This is a genomic window from Stenotrophomonas sp. P2112, assembly GCF_041897515.1.
Taxonomy (GTDB): domain Bacteria; phylum Pseudomonadota; class Gammaproteobacteria; order Xanthomonadales; family Xanthomonadaceae; genus Stenotrophomonas; species Stenotrophomonas sepilia.
In genome coordinates this window covers 742,320-762,068 of the sequence record NZ_CP169216.1, presented here as the reverse complement: position 1 = coordinate 762,068, position 19,749 = coordinate 742,320, and the positions used below count along the sequence as shown (strand labels likewise).

Below are 19,749 nucleotides of genomic sequence, written 5' to 3'. Positions count from 1 at the left end.
GTATCGCTTCTTGGCGTCCGCTGACGGGGGGCCAGATCAGTCCGCGGCATGGATGCCGCGGCCAAGCCCCCAGGGAAGGGTTTACGGCGTCCCCCGCCACCGGACCCGCCCCGCCATCCCTCAGTAGCCCAGCTTTTGACGTTGCCTCTGCGGGTGCAGGGCGCAGCCCTGCCGGAACCCCTCACCCTCAGCAGGCCTCAGCCACCGCAGTGCGCGGACGCCCAAGCCATGCCAGCAGCAGGCCCGACGCGGCCAGCAGGCCACCGGCCACCGGAATCGCGGCGTAGCCCAGTCCCGAGCTGATCACCGCACCACCCAGCGCAGCACCTACCGCATTGCCCAGGTTGAATGCACCCACGTTGATCGACGACGCCAGGCCCGGCGCCTCGCTGGCCACCTGCATCACCCGGATCTGCAGCGGCGGCACGAGGGCGAAGGTCGCCGCACCGAACAGCAGTACACCCAGCGCCGCGGTGGCGTGGCTCATGAAGGCCAGCGGCAGCACGAACATCAGCACCGCCAGGACGGCCAGCAGGATCCGTGTGGCGCCATCGAGCGACCAGTCAGCCATGCGTCCACCGATGCCGTTGCCGAAGGTGAAGCCGATGCCGATCAGGGCCAGCGACATTGCGATGAAGGCATTGGAGGCGCCGGTCAATTCGGTCAGCACCGGTGCGACGTAGGTATAGAGGGTGAACATCGCACCCGCACCAAGCACGGTGGTGGCCATCGCCAGCAGCACCTGCGGCTGCAGGATCGCCTTCAGTTCGCGGCGCACGTCCGGGCGCGGCCCCGGTGCAGATGCCGGCAGCGCGAAACCCAGCGCAGTGATCGCAACCAGGCCCAGCACTGCGGTACCGGCGAAGGACAGGCGCCAGCCCAGCTGCTGCCCCACCCAGGTCGCCAGCGGCACGCCGCCGATGTTGGCGATGGTCAGGCCCATGAACATGGTGGCCACGGCAGCGGCCTGCTTTTCCTTCGGCACCAGGCTCGCAGCGACCACCGCACCGATGCCGAAGAAGGCACCGTGGTTGAGGCTGGTGACCAGGCGCGACAGCAGCAGCATCCCGTAGTTCGGCGCCAGCGCAGACAACAGATTGCCGGCGACGAAGATCGACATCAGCAGCATCAGCGCGGTGCGCTTGCCGAAACGCCCCATCAGCAGGGTCATCACCGGCGCGCCCAGCATCACGCCCACGGCATAGGCGGTGATCAGCATGCCCGCAGTGGGGATGCCAACGCCGACGCCGTCGGCGATGACCGGCAACAGGCCCATCGGGGCAAACTCGGTGGTTCCGATGGCGAAGGCGCCAACGGCAAGCGCCAGCAAGGCGGCTCTGGAATTCATGGGGGGGTCCTGGGGGCGGGAATCGGGAGTGCGTAGCCTGCGCGCTTTGCTGCGCCGGATTAAGCCTCGCCCCGGGAAAACACTGTTGATCCTGGTTCACAAGTGGAAGCCGGAACGCAGCTACAAGTGCAAAAACCACAATGCCGTTGCAGAACCGACCTCGCCCCCACAACGCAGAACCCCCGGAATGCCGGGGGTTCTGAGGGACTCACACGCCAGTGGCGCGCTTACCAGTTGCCGGCGCCCGGCACGTTGTGCTCGCGGGCGCGGCGGCGCATCAGCAGGTTCAGCCACTCCACCAGCACCGAGAAGCCCATCGCGGCGTAGATGTAGGGCTTGGGCACGTGCACGTCCAGGCCGTCCAGGATCAGCACCGCGCCGATCATCAGGATGAAGGCGAGCGCCAGCATCTTCACGGTCGGGTTGGCATCGATGAAGCGGCCCAGCGGGTTGGCGGCCAGCAGCATCACCATCACCGACAGCAGGATCGCGGCGACCATCACCGGAATGTGGTCGGCGATGCCGACGGCGGTGATCACCGAGTCCAGCGAGAACACGATGTCGATCACCGCAATCTGCGCGATCACGTAGCCGAACACGGCCGAGGCCTTGGTGGTGCTGGGATCTTCATCCTCGCCACCGCTGATCAGTTCCTTGATCTCCATGCAGCCCTTGATGATCAGGAACAGGCCGCCAACGATCAGCACCAGGTCGCGGATGGAGATGCCCATGCCGGCCACGGTGAACAGGTTTGCCGCCATGTGCGCCAGGTAGGCCAGCGATACCAGCAGGCCGATGCGGGTAATGCAGGCCACCGCGATGCCGAGCTTGCGGGCGAACGGGCGGCGCTCTTCCGGCAGCTTGCTGACAGCAATGGAAATGAACACCAGGTTGTCGATGCCGAGCACGATTTCCAGCGCGCTGAGCGTGAACAGGGTCACCCAGGCATTGGGGTCGGCGAGGAACTCAAAGGACATGGAAACTCTTCAAGGCAGTGGGGGAATGGGGTTTCAGCCGTAGTTGCCGGCCAGCGCGTGCGGAACCACGACCAGCGCCCAGCACAGCAACACGTTCATCATCAGCACGAACACCGCCGCCGAGCCCATGTCCTTGGCGCGGCCGGCCAGCTCGTGAATCTCACTGCCGTAGCGTTCGATCACCGCTTCGATGGCCGAGTTGGCCAGCTCCATCGCCAGCACCAGCAGCATCGAGCCGATCAGCAGCGCGCGTTCGACCGGCGTCTGGCCCAGCCAGATCGCAATCGGCGTCAGCAGGATCAGCAGGTAGACCTCAAGCCGGAACGAGGACTCGTGCAGCCAGGCAGCGCGCAGGCCCTGCCAGGACCAGCGGGCGGCCTGGAAGATGCGGCGCGGGCCGCGCGGCAGGTGGCCGAACTGATCAGCCACGGGTGGAACATCCAGCAACGGGGGCGCGGCGCAGCGACCGCTCAGACGCACGGCAGGGAATCATGGGTGCACAGGAATAGGCAGATGGCGGCCATTTTGCCACAAGGCCGCCAACCGCAGCCCGCGCCGGCCCGCTGAACGGCCTGCCAGGGGCAAGCAACGGCCCGGGCATGCTCCTATGATGGATGCCCCTTGCCTGCTGGAGCGCCTGATGTCCCGTCGCCGTACCTGCCTGTTGATGCTGGGCCTGCTGACTGCCGCACCGCTGGCCCAGGCGCTGAGCCCGGCCGAGTCGCCCCGGGTGCCAGAACAGGTCTCCAACGCGGCCTGGGCCGGCGACATGGCCCGCTTCGCCAGCGCCGACCAGTCCACCCCGCCGCCGCGCGGTGGCATCGAGTTCATTGGCAGCTCCTCGATCCGCTTCTGGGAGAGCCTGGCCACCGACTTCCCTGGCCAGCCAGTGTTCAACCGCGGCTTCGGCGGCTCGGAAGTGCGCGACAGCACCTGGTACGCCGACCGCATCGTGGTGCCGTATGCGCCATGCAAAGTGTTCTTCTACGCGGGCGACAACGACCTCAACAGTGGCCGCAGCGCCGTGCAGGTGCGCGACGACGTGGTTGCCTTCGTGCAGCGCGTGCACCGCGACCTGCCGAAGACCAAGGTGGAGTACCTGTCGATCAAGCCGAGCCCGTCGCGCGCGCACCTGCTGCCGGCGATCAACGAGGCCAACACGCTGATCAAGGCCGCGCTGGCCAAGCTGCCCAACACCGGTTTCACCGACATCTACACGCCGATGCTCGGCGCCGACGGCCAGCCGGATGCGACGCTGTTCCGCGAGGACATGCTGCACATGACCCCGGCCGGCTATGCGATCTGGACCAGGGCGCTGGCGCCGAAGGTCAACTGCAACTGAGCAACCCCATCCACGCATGGCGTGGATCTACTGCGGATCGCGGGAAACTGTCGAAGGCGGGGCGGTGTGGGTTTGCAGGACCGTTGGCGCCATGGATGGCGCCATCGAGCCCCCATGGACGGGTTTACGGCGTGTCCTGCAAACCCACACCGCCCCGCCATTCCACGGAATGCCCGCTTCTGATGTTGATGTTGCCTCGGCGGGTGCCGGGCGCAGCCCGGCAAAATCCCTCTACCGGAAGATCACCGTAGCCTCGGTGCCCTTGCCCGGCTCGCTGGCCAGGCTGACCTTCCAGCCGAAGCGGTCGCACAGCCGGCGCACGATCGACAGGCCCAGGCCGGTGCCCTGCGGACGGCTCGGCTCGGCGCGGTAGAACGGTTCAAACGCGCGCGACAGCGCCTCGGCGGACATGCCGATGCCGGTATCGCGCACCACCACCCGGTCATTGAGCACGTGCACGTCGATACGCCCTTCGTCGGTGTAGCTGCAGGCATTGCGCACCAGGTTGCTGACCACCACCTGCAGCACCCGCGGCGGTGCGTGCAGCTGTACCGGGCCGTCGCCGTGCAGGTGCACCGATACGGGCCGGTTGCCCAGCAGCTCGTTGGCGTTGTCCACCTCGTAGCGGACGATGTCGTTGACGTCGAACAGCTCGATCTGCGGTTCGACATCGGCCTCGCGGGCCAGGATCAGGAACGCATCGATCACCGCCTCCATGTCACGGCCTGCACGCTGGATGCGCTGCAGGCTGCGGCGCAGGCGCGGCTGCAGGGTTTCATCGCCAAGGGCCATGTCGCTGGCCACGCGGATGACGGTCAACGGCGTGCGCAGCTCATGGCTGGCATCACGGGTGAAGTTGCGCTCGCGCGCCACGTGCGCGCTGACCCGGTTGGCCAGCGAATGCAGTGCGGCCGCCAGCTGGCGGGTCTCGCCCTGCATGTCCGCCGGCAGCTTGTTCGGCTCCAGATCGGCCGCTTCGGGGTGGCCCGGGTCCCAGCGCGAGACGCGCCGCGCCAGCCAGTTCACCGGCGACACCAGTCGCTTGGAGGCACGGTAGGTGACCCAGCTGGCGCCATACACCGCCAACAGGGTCAGCAGCACCGGCACGATGCCGAACCAGAACGCCAGCATCTCCGCGCGCGAGCGCAGGAACACCAGGTACAGGCGACCGGCAGGGCGCACGTCGACCAGCACCAGCTGGTCGTCCTGGGGCAGCTCGTGGAAGCCAGGCTCCAGGGTGCGCAGGTTGGCCGGCAATGACAGTGCCGACTGCCCGCTTTCCAGCAGGTAGCCGCGGATGTTGTGGGTGTTGGGCGGCGGCTGCACCGGCGACGCCTCGTGCAGCGTCCAGTAATAGGCCGCTTCCTCGCGCAGGGCGGCGCCGACCAGGCTGTGCTTGATCACCAGCGAGACCAGCCAGGCACCGAGCAGGATGCCCAGGCTGGCCAGGACTGCCTGCAGGATGAAGGCGATACGGATCTTGCGCGGCAGGCCGTGCGGCATTGCGGGGTCCCGGTCAGAGCGCTGCGATTATAGGCAGCGCGCTGCGCCGTAGTCGTGCACGGACGCTGACCGGCGGCAGCGCCGGCCGGTCATCCGTGCCCGGTGCGGGGTCGTTGCCCGGCCGGGCCTGATGCTGCACAGGCCGGGCCCCGATCAGGCCATCGGCTGGGCAATATCGGCAATGCGATAGCCGGCGCTCTGCACAGTGTGCAGCAGCGGACGGTCGAACGGCTTGTCGATGATCTTGCGCAGGTTGTACAGATGGCTGCGCAGGGTGTCCGAATCCGGCAGGCCATTGCCCCAGATCTCGCGTTCGATCTCCTGGCGGGTGACCACGCGCGGCGATTCGCGCATCAGGATGGTCAGCAGGCGCAGGCCGATCGGCGACAGCTGCAGCTCGGTACCGGCACGGGTAGCCCGCATGCTGACCGGATCGAGCACCAGGTCGGCGACCTTCAGCACCTCCGAACCGACCTGGCGGCGTTCGCGACGGATCAGCGCGCGCAGGCGGGCTTCCAGCTCCTGGATCGCGAACGGCTTGGTCAGGTAGTCATCGGCACCGAACCCGAGGCCGGTGAGCTTGTCGTCCAGCGTGTCGCGTGCCGTGAGCATCAGCACCGGCGTGGACTTGCGCGCATCGTTGCGCAGGCGACGGCACACTTCGATGCCATCCAGGCGCGGCAACATGAGATCGAGCACCACGACGTCATAGCTGTTCTCCGCCGCGAGGCGGTAGCCATCCAGGCCGTCCTGTGCATAGTCGACTTCGAAGCCGCGACCTTCCAGGTATTCCCCGATCATCTCGGAGATGTTGCGGTTGTCTTCGACCACCAGCACCAAGCCGGAGGTCTCCTTCGTCTGACGCATGTGATTCCCTCTAACTTCAGCTTTGTGAAACATGCCGGATCGACGGTGGACGCGATGTGAAGTTCCGTCAAGAGGTACACAAACGGTTCAGAGCAGCGGCCTGAGCAGCGGCCAGACGTTGTCCAGCACCTTCGGCTGCGCCTGCGCCGTGGGGTGCAGGCCGTCGCCCTGCATCATGCCCGGCTGCAGGGCCACGCCCTCCAGCAGGAACGGCAGCAGCGGCACCTTGTACTGCGTGGCCAGCGCCTTGTAGGCCGCGGCCAGGCGCTGGCGGTAGGCCGGTCCGTAGTTGGGCGGCACGTCGATGCCCAGCAGCAGCACCTTGGCACCGGCCTTCTGGCTGGCCTGCACCATTTTTTCCAGGTTGCCCTGCACCTGCGCCGGGGTCAGCCCGCGCAGCGCGTCATTGCCGCCCAGCGCGATCACCACCACGGTCGGCTTCTCCCTGGCCAGCAGGCCCGGCAGGCGGGTCAGCGCGCCGGCGGTGGTTTCCCCGCTCATGCTGGCGTTGACGATGCGCGCCGGGGTTTTCGACTGCTGCCTGACCCGCTGTTGCAGCAAGCTGACCCAGCCGGCGTCGGCAGGGATATTGTGGGCGGCACTGAGGCTGTCGCCGAGCACCAGCACGGTGCCAGCCGGACCTTTGGCACAGGCCAGCCCCGGCAACAGCAGGAACCCTAGCAGCAGCACCATCATCGCGCCGGCTCGCCGGCTCCATCCCGTCTTGCGCATTGGAGTCTCCTCATCGACAGCCTGTCCCCCCGCAGCGCGCCCGTCGCCATCGCCGTCGACCAGGTCGGCAAATCCGTGCAGGGCCCGGAGGGTGAAGTCCACATACTGGACAACATCACCCTGACCGTCCATGAAGGCACCAGCGCGGCCATCGTCGGCGCCTCCGGTTCGGGCAAGACCACCCTGCTCGGCCTGCTGGCCGGGCTGGACCTGCCCAGTCGGGGCCGCATTGCGCTGTCGGGCCAGGACCTGGGCGACCTCGATGAAGAAGCGCGGGCCCAGCTGCGCGCGCGCGAGGTTGGCTTCGTGTTCCAGAGCTTCCACCTGCTGCCGGCGCTGACCGCCGCCGAGAACGTCGCGTTGCCACTGGAACTCGCCGGGCGCGAGGATCGCACGCGGGTCGATGAAGTGCTGGCGCAGGTCGGCCTCTCCCATCGCGCCCGCCACTACCCGCGCCAGCTGTCCGGTGGCGAGCAGCAGCGCGTGGCACTGGCGCGTGCCTTCGTCACCCGGCCGCGCATCCTGTTCGCCGACGAACCGACGGGATCGCTGGACCATGCCACCGGCCAGCACGTCAGCGACCTGCTGTTCGAACTCAACGCCGGCAGCGGCACTACCCTGGTACTGGTCACCCACGACATGCGCCTGGCGCAGCGTTGCCAGTACATCCATCGTATCGACGACGGCCGCCTGCTGCCGGTCGAGCGTGGGGCACAGGCATGAACCTGCTGCGCCACGCGTGGCGCGCACTGCGCCGCGAGGCGCTGGCCGGCGACCTGCTCACCGTCTTCGCCGCACTGGTGCTGGGCGTGGCGGTGATGACTGCGGTGGGCACGCTGGTGAACCGGGTCAACCTGGCGCTGACCGGCAGCGCGGCGGAAATGCTCGGTGGCGATCTCGGCATCGCCGGGCGTGATGACCCGCCGCAGGCATTCGCCGACGAGGCACAACGGCGTGGACTGGCCTACACCCGCATCGCCAGCTTCGGCAGCGTGCTGTTCAACGGCGACGCCAGCCAGATGGCCAGCATCAAGGCGGTGCAGGCGGGCTATCCACTGCGCGGCACGCTGCGGGTACGGGCCACGCCCGGCGGTACGTTGATCACCGATGCCGGCATGCCACCTAAGGGCCAGGCCTATGCCGACCCACGCCTGCTGCAGGGGCTCGGGCTGAAGGCCGGCGATGATCTCGAGTTCGGCGCCGGCACGCTGCGCATCGCCGGCATCATCGAGGCCGAACCGGATACCGGCGGCGACCTGCTGACGCTGTCCCCCACCCTGCTGGTCAACCGCGCCGATGTGGAAGGCACGGGACTGCTTGGCCCCGGCAGCCGCATCAACTACCGGCTGATGTTTGCAGGACCACCCGGGCAGGTCGCGTCCCTGCGTGAGTGGCTGCTGCCACAGGTGAAGGGCCTGCGCCTGCTGAGCGTGGATGACACCCAGCGCGGCGTGCGCCAGGCCTTCGATCTGGCCGGGCGCTTCCTCGGCCTGAGCGCGCTGCTGGCGGTGCTGCTGGCGGGCGTGGCCACCGCATTGGCGGCCAACCGCTTCGCGCTGCGCCGCATCGACCAGGTGGCGATCCTGCGCTGCCTGGGTGCGCGCCAGCGCGACATCCTGCTTGGCCTGGCACTGCAGCTGCTGATGCTGGCGGTGCCGGCCTGTGCGCTCGGCATCGGCCTGGGCATGGCCGCGCAGGAAGGCCTGGTGCAGGTACTGGGCAGCCTGGTGCCGCAGCGCCTGCCGTTGCCCGAGGCGATGCCTGCGCTGACCGGCGCCGGCATCGGCCTGTTGCTGCTGTTCGGCTTCGGCCTGCCACCGCTGCTGCGCCTGCGCGGGGTGCCGCCGATGCGGGTGCTCAACCGTTCCTTCGCTGCCCTGCCGCCGGCGTCACTGCTGGCCTATGTGGCAGCGCTGGCGGCCAGCCTGCTGCTGGCGGTACAAGTCACCGGCGACCTGAAGCTGGCGTTGTGGGTGCTGGGCGGCCTGGCCACGCTGGCACTGGCCGCCGGGGTGGTCGGCTTCGTGCTGCTGCAACTGCTGCGCGGCCTGCAGCACCGCCTGCACGGCCACTGGCGGCTGGGCCTGGCCGCGCTGACCCGGCGCCGGATACTGGCGGTAATGCAGCTGGTCGGGCTGTCGCTGTCGCTGTGCGCGCTGCTGTTGCTGGCCGTGACCGGCCCCGGCCTGCTGCAGCAATGGCGCGAGCGCCTGCCGGCGGACACGCCCAACTACTTCCTGATCAACATCCAGCCCGAACAGCGCGACAGCGTGCTGGCCACGCTGCGTGGACTGGGCGCCGGTGACGCCAGCATCGAACCGATGGCCACCGGCCGCCTGATCGCGATCAATGGCAAGCCACCGCTGCGCGTGGACCGCGAGCCCGGTCAGGACGGACAAGCGGCACAAGGCGAAGGTCAGCGCGATGACGATGACGAGAACCGGCCACTGAATTTCAGCTGGCGCAGCACGTTCCCGCCGGCCAATACGCTGGTCAATGGCACGTTCTGGAAAACCGACAGCACCGCACCGGAAGCCTCGGTGGAAATCGGCTGGGCCAAACGCTACGGCCTGTACCCCGGCGACCGCATCACCATTGCGGTGGGCGAGCAGGAGCGCGAGTTCACCGTCACCAGCGTGCGCAAGGCGGACTGGAACACCTTCCGGCCGAACTTCTTCGTGTTGCTGAACCCGAATGCGGTGGGCGAAACCCCGCACAACCTGCTGTCGGCCTTCCATCTGCCGGCCGGCAAGGCGGCGGGCCTGGGCGAACTGGTGCGCGCGCAGCCGAACCTGTCGCTGCTGGACGTGGATGCGGTGATTTCGCAGGTGCGCGATGTGATGGAGCGCGTGGCGCAGGCGGTGCAGCTGGTGATGGTGTTCAGCCTGCTGGCCGGCGTGCTGGTGCTGCTGGCCGCGCTGCAGGCCACCGCCGGCGAGCGCCGCTACGACAGCGCGGTACTACGCACCCTGGGTGCGACCCGGCGCCAGCTGCGCGGTGCGGTGCTGGTGGAGTTCGGCGCGCTGGGTACGCTGGCGGCGATGCTGGCGGTGGGCGCAGCGGCTGCCATCGGCGTGGCGGTCTCGCAGAAGGTGTTCGAGCTGCCGTTGCTGCCGCCGTGGCCAGGGCTGCTGATCGGCGGCGTAGTCGGCATCGGTTTGAGCCTGTTGGCGGGTTGGTGGGGTACGCGGGCGATCCTGCATACGCCGCCGGCATTGGCGTTGCGCGAGGCCTGAATCGGTTGCGCCTCCGGACGGCGTGCCGAGCAGGCTCGGCACTTGCCGGTAGATCCACGCCATGCGTGGATGCGGGAAAGCGTGTGCCGAGCAAGCTCGGCACCTGCCAAAAGCACATGACGGCGTTGCCAGTGTTCAAGGAACAAGCACATCCACGCATGGCGTGGATCTACTGCGCCTTTTCCACGTACTTGGCGAAGACCTCGTCGATCTGCGCGTCCTTCACCTGTTTGCCGGACTGGATCTCTTCGGCCTGGGTGAACAGCGGGATGATCATCGCCATGCCATCGAGCTTGGTCTTCAGGTGCACGCCCGGGGCCTGGCCGAGGAAGCCGTCCCAGCGCTGGCGCACTTTGGCCCAGTAGCCGGCGGTGGCCTTCCAGTAGGCGCGGGCCGGGGTGAAGTCGACCTCGGTTGTCTTGACGTAGTCGTTGAAGCCGAACTCGCGGGCGATCTCCACCTGGCTGCCGTCGGCGTTGCGCTGCACCTTGGTATTGAACTGCTCGTGGGTCCAGCCATTGGGCGTGAGCGTGTGGCGGTTGACCACGGCCAGCGCGTTGTAGTCGCTGCGCTTTGTGTATTCACGACGCGGCAGCGGGCGCCAGCTCAGGTCGCTGGTCCAGCTCGGCACGTTGTTGGTGTACGTCCATTTGCCGGTGCCACAGTAGCGCGGTGCATCGCTCACTTCATACACGCACTGGGTCCAGGCGCCCTGGTTCACCGCTGCGGGAATGCGGCGTACCTGCCAGGTCTGGTCGGCGCTGAACTCGAAACGGCTGGGCGCTTCGTAGACCCAGTCCTGGCGCCAGTGCTTGGTGATGTGGCCGCTCTTCTCATCGAGCAACAGGTGCTGCAGCACGATGCGCTGCGGGGTGTCCTCGACCACGATGACCACTTCGCTGCCGCCGCTGCGCATCGCCGGCGCACGCTCGTAGCCGGGCTTGAGCAGCACGGTCTCGTCGAACGCGAAGTCGACGGTGTACTCGCCCTGCATGGCGAGGATGCTGTCGTGGTCGCGGGCGATGTCGGAGGGCTGCGCGCTGGCCACGCCGCTGGCAGCGAGCAACAGCATGACGCTGGCTGTCTGGAACTTCATCGGGTCTTCCTTCGGGGTTGCAGGTTCGTTGAGAGGCCTTCCAGGGCCGGCGGGCGTTCCATCAGGAAAGGATCACAGGCGGATCAGCGGCAGGTCGCCGGGAATACGGGGTGTCGGCCGGCGCGCGGCGTCGGCGCAGCAGCAATCGTCGATCGCCAGCTCGCCTTCGGCACCTTCCAACCGAGCGATGCGACGCGCGGTGGCCGCGCCCAGCGAGGACAGGGTCGACAGGCTGGCTGCCAGCGTGCGGCCCTCGTCCGCGGCATGCAGGCGCAGCGTGCACAGGCGCCAGCGCTGGCCACCAAGATGGCCGGCCAGGCGCCGCCACAGGCGTTCGCCGACACTGCCCTCGCTGTCATGCTCCGGGCCCGGCGGCAGCGCCGCGACCAGCCGGTCCCAGGCCAGGAAATCGCTGTCGGGCAACAGGTACAGCCGCCACACGCAGCGGCCGCGGGCATCGAGGAAACACAGGCTTTCGCGTATGCCCTCGCTGTCCACGCCCTGGCAGGCGTGCACGCGCACCGCCTGGCGCCAGCCACCCAGCTCGTTGCCGTCGGCGTGGTACAGGCACAACAAGGTGCCGAGCGTGGCCAGCTGTGCCGGGGTCGGCCAGGCCGCGCTGCCCTGCACGGCGATGGCGTCATTCCTGCGTGCGGACAAGGCGCGGCTCATGAGGTCACCAGGAAACGGCAAGGCTGGCGGAAAGGGTGCGGCCCGGGCTGGTGTAGCGATCCAGCACGCGGCTGGTCGCAGACAGCGTCGAACCCACGTTGGACCAATCGATGTAGCGCTTGTCGCCCAGGTTGAACACGCCGACGTTGAAGGTCGCGCCCGGGGCGAAGTTCCAGTGCGCCATCAGGTCGGCCACGCCGTAGCCGGCCGGGCGGTACACCGTCGCTGCAGTGACGCGGTCCTTGCGCTTGACGAAGGTACCGGCCAGTTCGACGCCCCAGGCGTCGGTGTCGTACATCAGGCCGACGGTGCCGCGCAGCGGGTCGACCGAATCCAGCGGAGTGTCCTCGGTCTTGTTGTCGCCGCGCGACCAGGCCACCGAGCTGCGCAGCGCCCAGCCCTGCAGCGCCGGGTTGATCTGGCCGAAGTCAACGCCAGCCTTCAGTTCGGCACCGTAGATGCGCGCATCGGCGATGTTGCGCGACTGGAACACCATCAGGCCCTGGGCGTTGGTGCCGACCAGCGACTGCGACTCGATGAAATCCTTGTACTCGTTGTAGTAGCCGCTGACGCTGACGTAGGCGGCCGGTGACAGGAAGCGCAGGCCCAGCTCCATGCCATCACTGGTTTCCGGCTTCAGGTCCGGATTGGGGATGGCGGTGTAACCGAAGGCGAAGTTGGTGAAGCCCAGGTTGACGTCGTTGTACGGCGGCGAGCGGAAACCATGCGAGTAGCCGGCGAACAGCGACCATTCGTCGGTGAAGCGATAGACCACGCCCAGCTTCGGCGAGACGCTGGTCTTGGTCAGCCTGGCCACCGCAACGCCGGGATTGTCGTCGGCGAAGATGCTGTCCACTTCCGGCTTCAGCTCGTAGCGATCCACGCGCACGCCCGGCACCAGCGACAGCTTGCCGCCGGCCATGCGCATTTCATCCTGCGCGTACAGGTCCAGCTCGGTGGTCTTGCTGATCGGGAAATCGCGTACCGGGAAGGCGTCGGGCAGGATGGTGGTGCTGGTCTGGCCATTGGCCAGAACCTGATAGCCGTCGCGCTTCTGGCGGATCTCGGTACGCGCACCTTCGAAGCCGTAGGTCAGCGCGTGTTCGACACTGCCGGTGCTGAACGCCTTGTTGAATTGTGCCTGCAGGCCGTACACGCGCTGGTCGAAGTTGAACTCGCGGTGGCGGCGGCTGCGGTTGGCGCGGTCTTCGTCGGTGATCTGGTTGGTCTCGCTGTGCTGGGTATACAGCTGCCAATGCAGGTTGTCGGCGAAGCCCTTGTCCAGCGCATCCATTTCATGGGCGAACGACACGCGGGTGCGGTTCTGCGTGTCGCGCGCCTTCATGCCGGTGGTGGTGGTGCGGTCGATCGAGGACAGCACGCTGGTATCGGTGTTGTCTTCGTTGCCTTCCACGGTCAGGCGGAAGCGCTGGTCCTCGCTCGGTGCATAGACCAGCTTGGCCAGGCCACTGCGACCGTCGCGGTCCTGCGGGTTGGGCGCGGTACGAGTGTTGTCGAGGCTGCGAACATCGCCCTTGTTACCGGTTTCCTGGCCCTGGCGATGGTTGATGTTGACCATGCCGCTCCAGTGTTCGCCGCCGAACGCGCTGGTCACGCCGCCGAGCAGGCCCTTCCACTCACCGTCGTAGCCGAACTTCAGGCCGACGTAGCTGTCCTTGCCATCCTTCAGGTAATCGGCCGGATCCTTGGTGACGAAGGCCACCACGCCCCCGAGCGCGTCGGAACCGTACAGCGAGCTGGCCGGGCCGCGCACGATCTCCACGCGCTTGAGCGTGTCCAGATCGGTGAAGTTGCGGTTGGCGTTGGAGAACGAGCCGATGTTGAAGCTGGTGGGCATGGCGATGCCATCGGTCTGCACGCGCACGCGGTTGCCGTCCAGGCCACGGATGCGGATGCTGCCAAGGCCGAAGCGCGCGGCGCTGCGGCTGACCGACAGGCCCGGCTCGTAGCGCAGCAGATCCTTGATGTCCTGCACCAGGTGCCGGTCCATCTGCTCGCGGTCGATGACATCCACGGTGGCCGCCACGTCACTCACTGCCCGCTCGGTGCGGGTGGCGGTGACCTGCACGCGGTCGAAGTCGCGCGCATCAGGCGCGGCGGTGGCCGCGGCAGCAGCATGGGCGGACAGCGGCAGGGCCATCCAGACGGCGAGGCAAAGGGCGGTAGGGCGGGTCATCGGGTTCGTTCGGTCAGGCAGGGGAACCCCCGGTTACCGGCACACCCGGGAGGTGCACGCGGTAGACCGAGGGGGAGAGAGCGGGCGCGGACGGGTCGCCCACCCTGCCGGCGCTGCCGGCAGGAGGGAGGGAGGCGGGCGACCAGGCCGCGATTACTTGGTCAGGATCAGCTTGTCGTTGCTGGTGTGCCGCAGGCGGTAGAAGCGGTCGCCGTGCTGGATCAGGATTTCACGACGGCCCTTGAGCAGGGCTTCGCTGTCGATGACCTCTTCCGGCGGAACGACACGGACCGGACGATCGCGGAGGGTCAGCGTTTCGGGGCGCAGCAGTACAGGTTGAGCATTCATGAGCATCTGGACTCGTGCGAGGGACGAGTCAAATGATAATGATTCTCAGTTGACAATCAACAACCATTCTCAATTTGATTGATGGGATTAATGATCGAATTCGAAAATTCAATAGGTGTCATCAATCAAAAGATGGCGCGGCGCTTTTGTAGAGTCGAGCCATGCTCGACTGCTCCTGGCACCGTCGCCTGGAAACGCACGCGCTACGCGCGGAGTCGAGCATGGCTCGACTCTACAAAGGGCTGTCAGCCGAAGGCGGCTTCGATCTCGGCCCAGCCGGCCGCATCCACCTGCTCCAGCACGTCCAGTGCCTGCAGGTTCTGCAGCAGCTGCTCCACCCGGCTGGCGCCGAGAATCACGCTGGAGACGTTCGGGTTGCGCAGGCACCAGGCAATCGCCAGCGCGGCCGGGGCGTGGCCCAGCTCACGCGCTGCTTCGCTGAAGCGGCGCACCTGGGCCAGGCGGGCCTCGGCGTCGTCACCCAGCACCAGCGCCTGCAGCCATTCCATGCCCTCGCGGCCCAGCCGCGCATCGGCCGGAATGCCCTGGTCGTACTTGCCGGTCAGCAGGCCCGAGGCCAGCGGCGAGAAGATGGTGGTGCCCAGGCCGGCACCGGCATACAGCGGCGCATACTCGACCTCGACGCGTTCGCGGTGCAGCAGGTTGTACTGCGGCTGCTCCATCGACGGGCCCTGCAGGTTGCGTGCTTCGGCGATGTCCAGCGCCTGCTGGATCTGCACCGCCGACCACTCCGAGGTCCCCCAGTAGAGGATCTTGCCCTGCCGCACCAGGGTATCCATGGCATGCACGGTCTCGGCGATCGGCGCGTCCGGATCCGGGCGATGGCAGTAATAAAGGTCCAGGTAGTCCACCCGCAGGCGCTTGAGCGCGGCATGGCAGGCGTCGGTCACATGCTTGCGCGACAGGCCGCGCTGGGTCGGCCGTGGGTCCTTGGCGCTGCCGAAGAACACCTTGCTGGAGACGCAGATGCCATCGCGCGGCAGGCGCAGGTCGGCGATCACATCGCCCATCACCTGTTCGGCGCGGCCGTTGGCATAGCCCTCGGCGTTGTCGAAGAAGTTGACGCCGTGGTCCCAGGCGGCAGCCACCAGGTTGCGGGCCTCGTCGCGCGGGATCTGGTCACCGAAGGTCACCCAGGCGCCGAAGGACAGGGCGGAAATCGGCAGGCCGGTGGAGCCCAGGCGACGGTATTGCATGCGAATCTCCTGCTGCGGGCCCGCATCCGGGCCGGGATCGAGCCCCATTCTACCTGCCGCCGCCGGCCGCAAGCCCTTGCCGTTGCTGGCCTGATCGGTACCGATGGGCGCGCGCACGCTGCTTTTTCTTGCCCCGGCCCCTGCCCTGCACTAGGCTTCCCGTTTTTCGCGACGCCCCAGGGGAGTCACTCACATGGTCGAAGGTTTGGGCAGGATCGGCTTCGGCCTGTTCGGGTTGGCGGTGCTGATCGGCATCACCTGGCTGTTTTCCAACAACAAGCGTGCGGTTGACTGGAAGCTGGTTGCCACCGGTATCACCCTGCAGATCGCCTTCGCGGCGCTGGTGATCCTGGTGCCGGGCGGGCGCGACGTGTTCGATGCGCTGGGCAAGGGCTTCGTCAAGGTCCTGAGCTTCGTCAACGAGGGCTCGGGCTTCATCTTCGGCTCGTTGATGGACACCAAGAACTACGGCTTCATCTTCGCCTTCCAGGTGCTGCCGACCATCATCTTCTTCTCGGCGCTGATGGGGGTCATGTACCACCTCAACGTCATGCAGGCGATCGTGCGCGTGATGGCCTGGTCGATCACCAAGGTGATGCGCGTGTCCGGCGCGGAAACCACCAGCGTCTGCGCCAGCGTCTTCATCGGCCAGACCGAGGCGCCGCTGACCGTGCGCCCGTACATCGCCAGGATGACCCAGTCCGAGCTGCTGACCATGATGATCGGCGGCATGGCGCACATCGCCGGCGGCGTGCTGGCGGCCTACGTGGGCATGCTCGGCGGTGGCGACCCGGCGCAGCAGGCCTTCTACGCCAAGCACCTGCTGGCGGCGAGCATCATGGCCGCACCGGCCACCCTGGTCGTGGCCAAGCTGCTGATTCCGGAAACCGGCACCCCGCTGACCCGCGGCACGGTGAAGATGGAAGTGGAGAAGACCTCCAGCAACATCATCGACGCGGCCGCTGCCGGTGCCGGTGACGGCCTGAAGCTGGCGCTGAACATCGGCGCGATGCTGCTGGCCTTCATCGCCCTGATCGCGCTGCTGAATGCACCGCTCACCTGGTTCGGCGAAGTGACCGGCCTGGCCGCTGCCATCGGCAAGCCGACCAACCTGTCGACCATCTTCGGTTACGTGCTGGCCCCGATCGCCTGGGTGATCGGTACCCCGTGGGCTGATGCCACCACCGTCGGTTCGCTGATCGGCCAGAAGGTCGTGATCAACGAGTTCGTGGCCTACACCGAGCTGTCGCAGATCGTGAACGGCCAGGTGGCGGGCGTGAGCCTGTCCGACGAAGGCCGCCTGATCGCCACCTACGCGCTGTGCGGCTTTGCCAACTTCAGCTCGATCGCGATCCAGATCGGCGGCATCGGCGGCCTGGCGCCGGAACGTCGCCACGATCTGGCCAAGTTCGGCCTGCGCGCGGTGTTGGGCGGTACCATTGCCACCTTCATGACGGCGACCATCGCCGGCGTGCTGACGCACTTCAGTTGAACCCCTGGTTGAGAAAAGATTTCCTATGAGCAGCAGTGTCGTTGTCGTCGGTTCCTTCAATGTCGATCACGTGTGGCGGTGCGAGTCGCTGCCGGCACCGGGTGCGACCATTGCCGGCCGCTACAGCACCGGCCCGGGAGGCAAGGGCTTCAACCAGGCCGTGGCCGCCTGCCGCGCCGGCGCCGAGACGCACTTCGTGTGCGCGCTGGGCGATGACGCCGGCGGCGCCACCGCACGTGAACTGGCCGCGCAGGATGGCTTCGGCCTGATTGCCGAAGCCAGCAGCGAGCCGACCGGCACTGCGGGCATCTACGTGGACGCGCGTGGCCGCAACACCATCGTGATCGGCCCGGGCGCCAACGCCGCGCTCAGCACCGACTTCCTGCAACAGCAGCAGGCATTGCTCACCAGCGCCAAGGTGGTGCTGGTGCAGCTGGAATCGCCGGTGCAGACCATCGAAGCGGCGCTGGCCACGGCCCGCGAGGCCGGTGTCACCACCGTGCTCAACACCGCACCGGCCGACGCGCCCTCGACCATCGGCCTGCTCAAGCTGGCCGATGTGATCACCCCGAACGAGACCGAGTTCGCCGCGCTGCTCGGTCGCCATGTCGGTGAGCGCGTGGATGCCAACGATGTCGCCGCGCTGGATGGCGTCAGCCTGCATGCGCTCTGCCGCAAGCTGGTCGGCAACGGTACCGTGGTGGTGACCCTGGGTTCGGTGGGCGTGTTCGTCTCGCATGCCGACGAGAACCTGCGCGGCGATACCCAGCCGTACTACCGCGTCGGCGCCGAGCAGGTGCAGGCCATCGACACCACCGGTGCCGGTGATGCCTTCAACGGTGCGCTGGCCGCGTCGCTGGCGCAGGTGGCCGACGCCCCGTTCGCCCGCCACGTGCGCTTTGCCAACCAGTTCGCCGGTCGCTCGACCGAGAAGGAAGGCGCTGCAGCGGCGATGCCGCGCTTCACCCCGGCCGACGCCGAAGCCAAGTAATTCCACGCCACGCGTGGATGACAAGGCCCGGGTGCACAGGCACCTGGGCCCTTCTTTTGCCCATTGCCCAGCCCCTGCGACCGCCTGTCGCATTGCCCACATCCTGCCCCTCGCTCACGATCCGCGCAGCTTCCTTGCACGGGCAGGACATGGACGGATTCCCCTGGTTGCTGGTCGCGGCCGCAGGCAGTGCCGCTGCGGCGCTGCTGCATATCGGCTGCATCGCCTTCGGCGCCGCGTGGTACAGATACTTCGGTGCCGGCCAGCGCGTAGTCCGGCTCGCGCATGCGGGGCACTGGTGGCCACCGTTGATGACCGCCGGCATCACGGCCGTGCTGGTGGCCTGGACCCTGTACGCACTGGCCGCCGCGGGCTGGCATTCGCCGCTGCCGGCCAGCCGCCTGGTCCTGCCCGCCATCGCTGCCTTGCTGCTGCTGCGCGCCGCGACGGGCTTCGGCCTGGCACTGTTCCGGCCGGGGTACAACGGCCGGCGCTTCTGGGTGGTCAGTTCGCTGGCCTGCCTGGGCCTGGGGCTGGCCTTCGCCCTGGGTACCCGCCAGGCCTGGCAGAGCCTGGGTTAGCCGGCCACCATCGCCCGCCCTTGGGGGCGACGGAAGCAACCGTCAAGCATCTGCTGATGCCGGTACGGCATGAGGTCGGTGCCGATCGGCCTGAACCGGACCGTACCCGACACGGCCGTACCGCCGCCCGCGCCCTACAATGGGCGCATGCAGATCGGCCCGTACACCATCGCCCCCAACGTCGTGCTGGCGCCCATGGCCGGCGTCACTGACAAGCCCTTCCGCCTGCTGTGCAAACGGCTGGGCGCGGGCCTGGCCGCCTCGGAAATGACCATCAGCGACCCGCGCTTCTGGAACACGCGCAAGTCGATCCACCGCATGGACCATGAGGGCGAGCCGGCGCCGATCAGCGTGCAGATCGCCGGTACCGAGCCGCAGCAGCTGGCCGAGGCGGCGCGCTACAACGTCGACCACGGCGCGCAGATCATCGACATCAACATGGGCTGCCCGGCCAAGAAGGTGTGCAACGCCTGGGCCGGCTCGGCGCTGATGCGCGACGAGCAGTTGGTGGCGCGCATCCTCGAAGCCGTGGTCAACGCGGTGGACGTGCCGGTCACCCTGAAGATCCGCACCGGTTGGGACTGTGACCACCGCAATGGCCCGCTGATCGCGCGCATCGCCGAGGACAGCGGTATCGCTGCACTGGCCGTGCACGGCCGCACCCGCGACCAGCATTACACCGGCCAGGCCGAGTACGCCACCATCGGTGAGATCAAGGCCGCCCTGCGCATTCCGGTGATCGCCAACGGCGATATCGATTCGCCGCAGAAGGCTGCCCACGTTTTGAAGGAAACTGGCGTGGACGCGGTGATGATCGGCCGTTCCGCACAGGGCCGGCCGTGGATCTTCCGCGAAGTGGCGCATTACCTGGCCACCGGCGAGGAACTGCCGCCACCGTCGCTGGCCGAAGTGCGCGACATCCTGCTTGGCCACCTGCACGCACTGCATGCCTTCTATGGCGAACCGCAGGGCGTGCGCATCGCGCGCAAGCACCTGGGCTGGTATGCCAAGGACCGGCCGGAGAACGCCGCCTTCCGCGCGGTGGTCAACCGCGCGGAGGATCCGCAGAGCCAGATCGCGCTGACCACCGAGTACTTCGACCGCTTGATTGACGGGGAACCGGCGCTGTCTTCGGCGGCCTGACCGCCCT

The 19,749-nt window shown here is 67.6% G+C and carries 18 protein-coding genes; 7 read left to right on the top strand and 11 right to left on the bottom strand.

Annotated elements, in window-relative coordinates; all coding sequences use genetic code 11:
* Positions 1 to 187 precede the first annotated feature (187 nt).
* From ACEPA4_RS03485 to ACEPA4_RS03475, 3 genes are all read right to left on the bottom strand, one after another.
* A complete protein-coding gene (locus ACEPA4_RS03485) occupies positions 188 to 1,348 on the bottom strand; it encodes an MFS transporter (RefSeq protein ID WP_005415337.1) in 1,161 nt (386 codons plus the stop codon).
* 227 nt (positions 1,349 to 1,575) lie between these two features.
* Positions 1,576 to 2,325 carry a TerC family protein gene (locus ACEPA4_RS03480; RefSeq protein ID WP_005415336.1) on the bottom strand — a complete coding sequence of 250 codons (750 nt, stop codon included), beginning with the start codon at positions 2,323 to 2,325 and terminating at the stop codon, positions 1,576 to 1,578.
* Positions 2,326 to 2,358: 33 nt separating this feature from the next.
* Complete coding sequence (locus ACEPA4_RS03475; RefSeq protein ID WP_005415335.1) at positions 2,359 to 2,754, bottom strand: diacylglycerol kinase; 396 nt, start codon at positions 2,752 to 2,754, stop codon at positions 2,359 to 2,361.
* A gap of 211 nt (positions 2,755 to 2,965) precedes the next feature.
* Between ACEPA4_RS03475 and ACEPA4_RS03470 the strand changes: the two genes are divergently transcribed.
* A complete protein-coding gene (locus ACEPA4_RS03470; RefSeq protein ID WP_065186813.1) occupies positions 2,966 to 3,667 on the top strand; it encodes an SGNH/GDSL hydrolase family protein in 702 nt (233 codons plus the stop codon).
* Between the two features lie 231 nt (positions 3,668 to 3,898).
* Here ACEPA4_RS03470 and ACEPA4_RS03465 read toward each other — a convergent pair whose 3' ends face one another.
* The 3 genes from ACEPA4_RS03465 to ACEPA4_RS03455 all read right to left on the bottom strand — a co-directional run bounded on the left by ACEPA4_RS03465 (position 3,899) and on the right by ACEPA4_RS03455 (position 6,769).
* Positions 3,899 to 5,170, bottom strand: a complete 1,272-nt coding sequence (locus ACEPA4_RS03465) for a HAMP domain-containing sensor histidine kinase (protein WP_065178739.1) — start codon at positions 5,168 to 5,170, stop codon at positions 3,899 to 3,901.
* Between the two features lie 153 nt (positions 5,171 to 5,323).
* Positions 5,324 to 6,037: a response regulator transcription factor gene (locus ACEPA4_RS03460; RefSeq protein WP_002811889.1), complete on the bottom strand. Its 714-nt coding sequence runs from the start codon at positions 6,035 to 6,037 to the stop codon at positions 5,324 to 5,326.
* Positions 6,038 to 6,124: 87 nt separating this feature from the next.
* Positions 6,125 to 6,769, bottom strand: coding sequence for an arylesterase (locus ACEPA4_RS03455; RefSeq protein WP_053500077.1), 645 nt, complete (start codon positions 6,767 to 6,769; stop codon positions 6,125 to 6,127).
* A gap of 75 nt (positions 6,770 to 6,844) precedes the next feature.
* Between ACEPA4_RS03455 and ACEPA4_RS03450 the strand changes: the two genes are divergently transcribed.
* Together ACEPA4_RS03450 and ACEPA4_RS03445 are read left to right on the top strand one after the other, a co-directional pair.
* Entirely contained in the window at positions 6,845 to 7,492 is a 648-nt protein-coding gene (locus ACEPA4_RS03450; protein ID WP_005415330.1) for an ABC transporter ATP-binding protein, read from the top strand.
* A complete protein-coding gene (locus tag ACEPA4_RS03445) occupies positions 7,489 to 10,005 on the top strand; it encodes an ABC transporter permease (RefSeq protein ID WP_164092980.1) in 2,517 nt (838 codons plus the stop codon). The genes ACEPA4_RS03450 and ACEPA4_RS03445 overlap by 4 nt, the downstream gene beginning before the upstream one ends.
* A gap of 169 nt (positions 10,006 to 10,174) precedes the next feature.
* Here ACEPA4_RS03445 and ACEPA4_RS03440 read toward each other — a convergent pair whose 3' ends face one another.
* The 5 genes from ACEPA4_RS03440 to ACEPA4_RS03420 form a co-directional block, all read right to left on the bottom strand.
* The gene (locus ACEPA4_RS03440) at positions 10,175 to 11,101 is read right to left on the bottom strand and encodes a DUF6607 family protein (protein ID WP_065186809.1); all 927 of its coding nucleotides are present in this window, start codon (positions 11,099 to 11,101) and stop codon (positions 10,175 to 10,177) included.
* 72 nt (positions 11,102 to 11,173) lie between these two features.
* A complete protein-coding gene (locus tag ACEPA4_RS03435) occupies positions 11,174 to 11,773 on the bottom strand; it encodes a Hemin transport protein (protein ID WP_164092979.1) in 600 nt (199 codons plus the stop codon).
* 4 nt (positions 11,774 to 11,777) lie between these two features.
* Positions 11,778 to 13,970 (bottom strand): TonB-dependent hemoglobin/transferrin/lactoferrin family receptor, encoded by a 2,193-nt coding sequence (locus ACEPA4_RS03430; protein WP_315974258.1) that lies wholly within the window; start codon positions 13,968 to 13,970, stop codon positions 11,778 to 11,780.
* A gap of 153 nt (positions 13,971 to 14,123) precedes the next feature.
* Positions 14,124 to 14,318 (bottom strand): hemin uptake protein HemP, encoded by a 195-nt coding sequence (gene hemP / locus ACEPA4_RS03425; protein ID WP_005412278.1) that lies wholly within the window; start codon positions 14,316 to 14,318, stop codon positions 14,124 to 14,126.
* Between the two features lie 245 nt (positions 14,319 to 14,563).
* A complete protein-coding gene (locus tag ACEPA4_RS03420; protein WP_188239253.1) occupies positions 14,564 to 15,535 on the bottom strand; it encodes an aldo/keto reductase in 972 nt (323 codons plus the stop codon).
* A gap of 193 nt (positions 15,536 to 15,728) precedes the next feature.
* On the opposite strand from ACEPA4_RS03420, the gene ACEPA4_RS03415 reads away from it, so the two are divergent.
* The 4 genes from ACEPA4_RS03415 (at position 15,729) to dusB (ending at position 19,742) form a co-directional block, all read left to right on the top strand.
* Entirely contained in the window at positions 15,729 to 17,027 is a 1,299-nt protein-coding gene (locus tag ACEPA4_RS03415; RefSeq protein WP_005415322.1) for a NupC/NupG family nucleoside CNT transporter, read from the top strand.
* Positions 17,028 to 17,052: 25 nt separating this feature from the next.
* Complete coding sequence (locus tag ACEPA4_RS03410) at positions 17,053 to 18,018, top strand: ribokinase (protein WP_139726744.1); 966 nt, start codon at positions 17,053 to 17,055, stop codon at positions 18,016 to 18,018.
* Positions 18,019 to 18,167: 149 nt separating this feature from the next.
* Positions 18,168 to 18,599, top strand: coding sequence for a hypothetical protein (locus ACEPA4_RS03405; protein WP_053500089.1), 432 nt, complete (start codon positions 18,168 to 18,170; stop codon positions 18,597 to 18,599).
* Between the two features lie 147 nt (positions 18,600 to 18,746).
* Positions 18,747 to 19,742 carry a tRNA dihydrouridine synthase DusB gene (gene dusB, locus ACEPA4_RS03400; protein WP_065178788.1) on the top strand — a complete coding sequence of 332 codons (996 nt, stop codon included), beginning with the start codon at positions 18,747 to 18,749 and terminating at the stop codon, positions 19,740 to 19,742.
* Positions 19,743 to 19,749 lie beyond the last annotated feature (7 nt).

What these genes read in the sequence shown, in the direction of transcription:
- ACEPA4_RS03430 (WP_315974258.1), bottom strand. Translation starts at nt 13,970, where the DNA reads ATGACCCGCCCTACCGCCCTTTGCCTCGCCGTCTGGATGGCCCTGCCG.
- ACEPA4_RS03435 (WP_164092979.1), bottom strand. Translation starts at nt 11,773, where the DNA reads ATGAGCCGCGCCTTGTCCGCACGCAGGAATGACGCCATCGCCGTGCAG.
- ACEPA4_RS03410 (WP_139726744.1), top strand. Translation starts at nt 17,053, where the DNA reads ATGAGCAGCAGTGTCGTTGTCGTCGGTTCCTTCAATGTCGATCACGTG.
- ACEPA4_RS03485 (WP_005415337.1), bottom strand. Translation starts at nt 1,348, where the DNA reads ATGAATTCCAGAGCCGCCTTGCTGGCGCTTGCCGTTGGCGCCTTCGCC.
- ACEPA4_RS03460 (WP_002811889.1), bottom strand. Translation starts at nt 6,037, where the DNA reads ATGCGTCAGACGAAGGAGACCTCCGGCTTGGTGCTGGTGGTCGAAGAC.
- ACEPA4_RS03415 (WP_005415322.1), top strand. Translation starts at nt 15,729, where the DNA reads ATGGTCGAAGGTTTGGGCAGGATCGGCTTCGGCCTGTTCGGGTTGGCG.
- dusB (WP_065178788.1), top strand. Translation starts at nt 18,747, where the DNA reads ATGCAGATCGGCCCGTACACCATCGCCCCCAACGTCGTGCTGGCGCCC.
- ACEPA4_RS03455 (WP_053500077.1), bottom strand. Translation starts at nt 6,769, where the DNA reads ATGCGCAAGACGGGATGGAGCCGGCGAGCCGGCGCGATGATGGTGCTG.
- ACEPA4_RS03465 (WP_065178739.1), bottom strand. Translation starts at nt 5,170, where the DNA reads ATGCCGCACGGCCTGCCGCGCAAGATCCGTATCGCCTTCATCCTGCAG.
- ACEPA4_RS03445 (WP_164092980.1), top strand. Translation starts at nt 7,489, where the DNA reads ATGAACCTGCTGCGCCACGCGTGGCGCGCACTGCGCCGCGAGGCGCTG.
- ACEPA4_RS03470 (WP_065186813.1), top strand. Translation starts at nt 2,966, where the DNA reads ATGTCCCGTCGCCGTACCTGCCTGTTGATGCTGGGCCTGCTGACTGCC.
- ACEPA4_RS03420 (WP_188239253.1), bottom strand. Translation starts at nt 15,535, where the DNA reads ATGCAATACCGTCGCCTGGGCTCCACCGGCCTGCCGATTTCCGCCCTG.
- ACEPA4_RS03480 (WP_005415336.1), bottom strand. Translation starts at nt 2,325, where the DNA reads ATGTCCTTTGAGTTCCTCGCCGACCCCAATGCCTGGGTGACCCTGTTC.
- ACEPA4_RS03440 (WP_065186809.1), bottom strand. Translation starts at nt 11,101, where the DNA reads ATGAAGTTCCAGACAGCCAGCGTCATGCTGTTGCTCGCTGCCAGCGGC.
- hemP (WP_005412278.1), bottom strand. Translation starts at nt 14,318, where the DNA reads ATGAATGCTCAACCTGTACTGCTGCGCCCCGAAACGCTGACCCTCCGC.
- ACEPA4_RS03405 (WP_053500089.1), top strand. Translation starts at nt 18,168, where the DNA reads ATGGACGGATTCCCCTGGTTGCTGGTCGCGGCCGCAGGCAGTGCCGCT.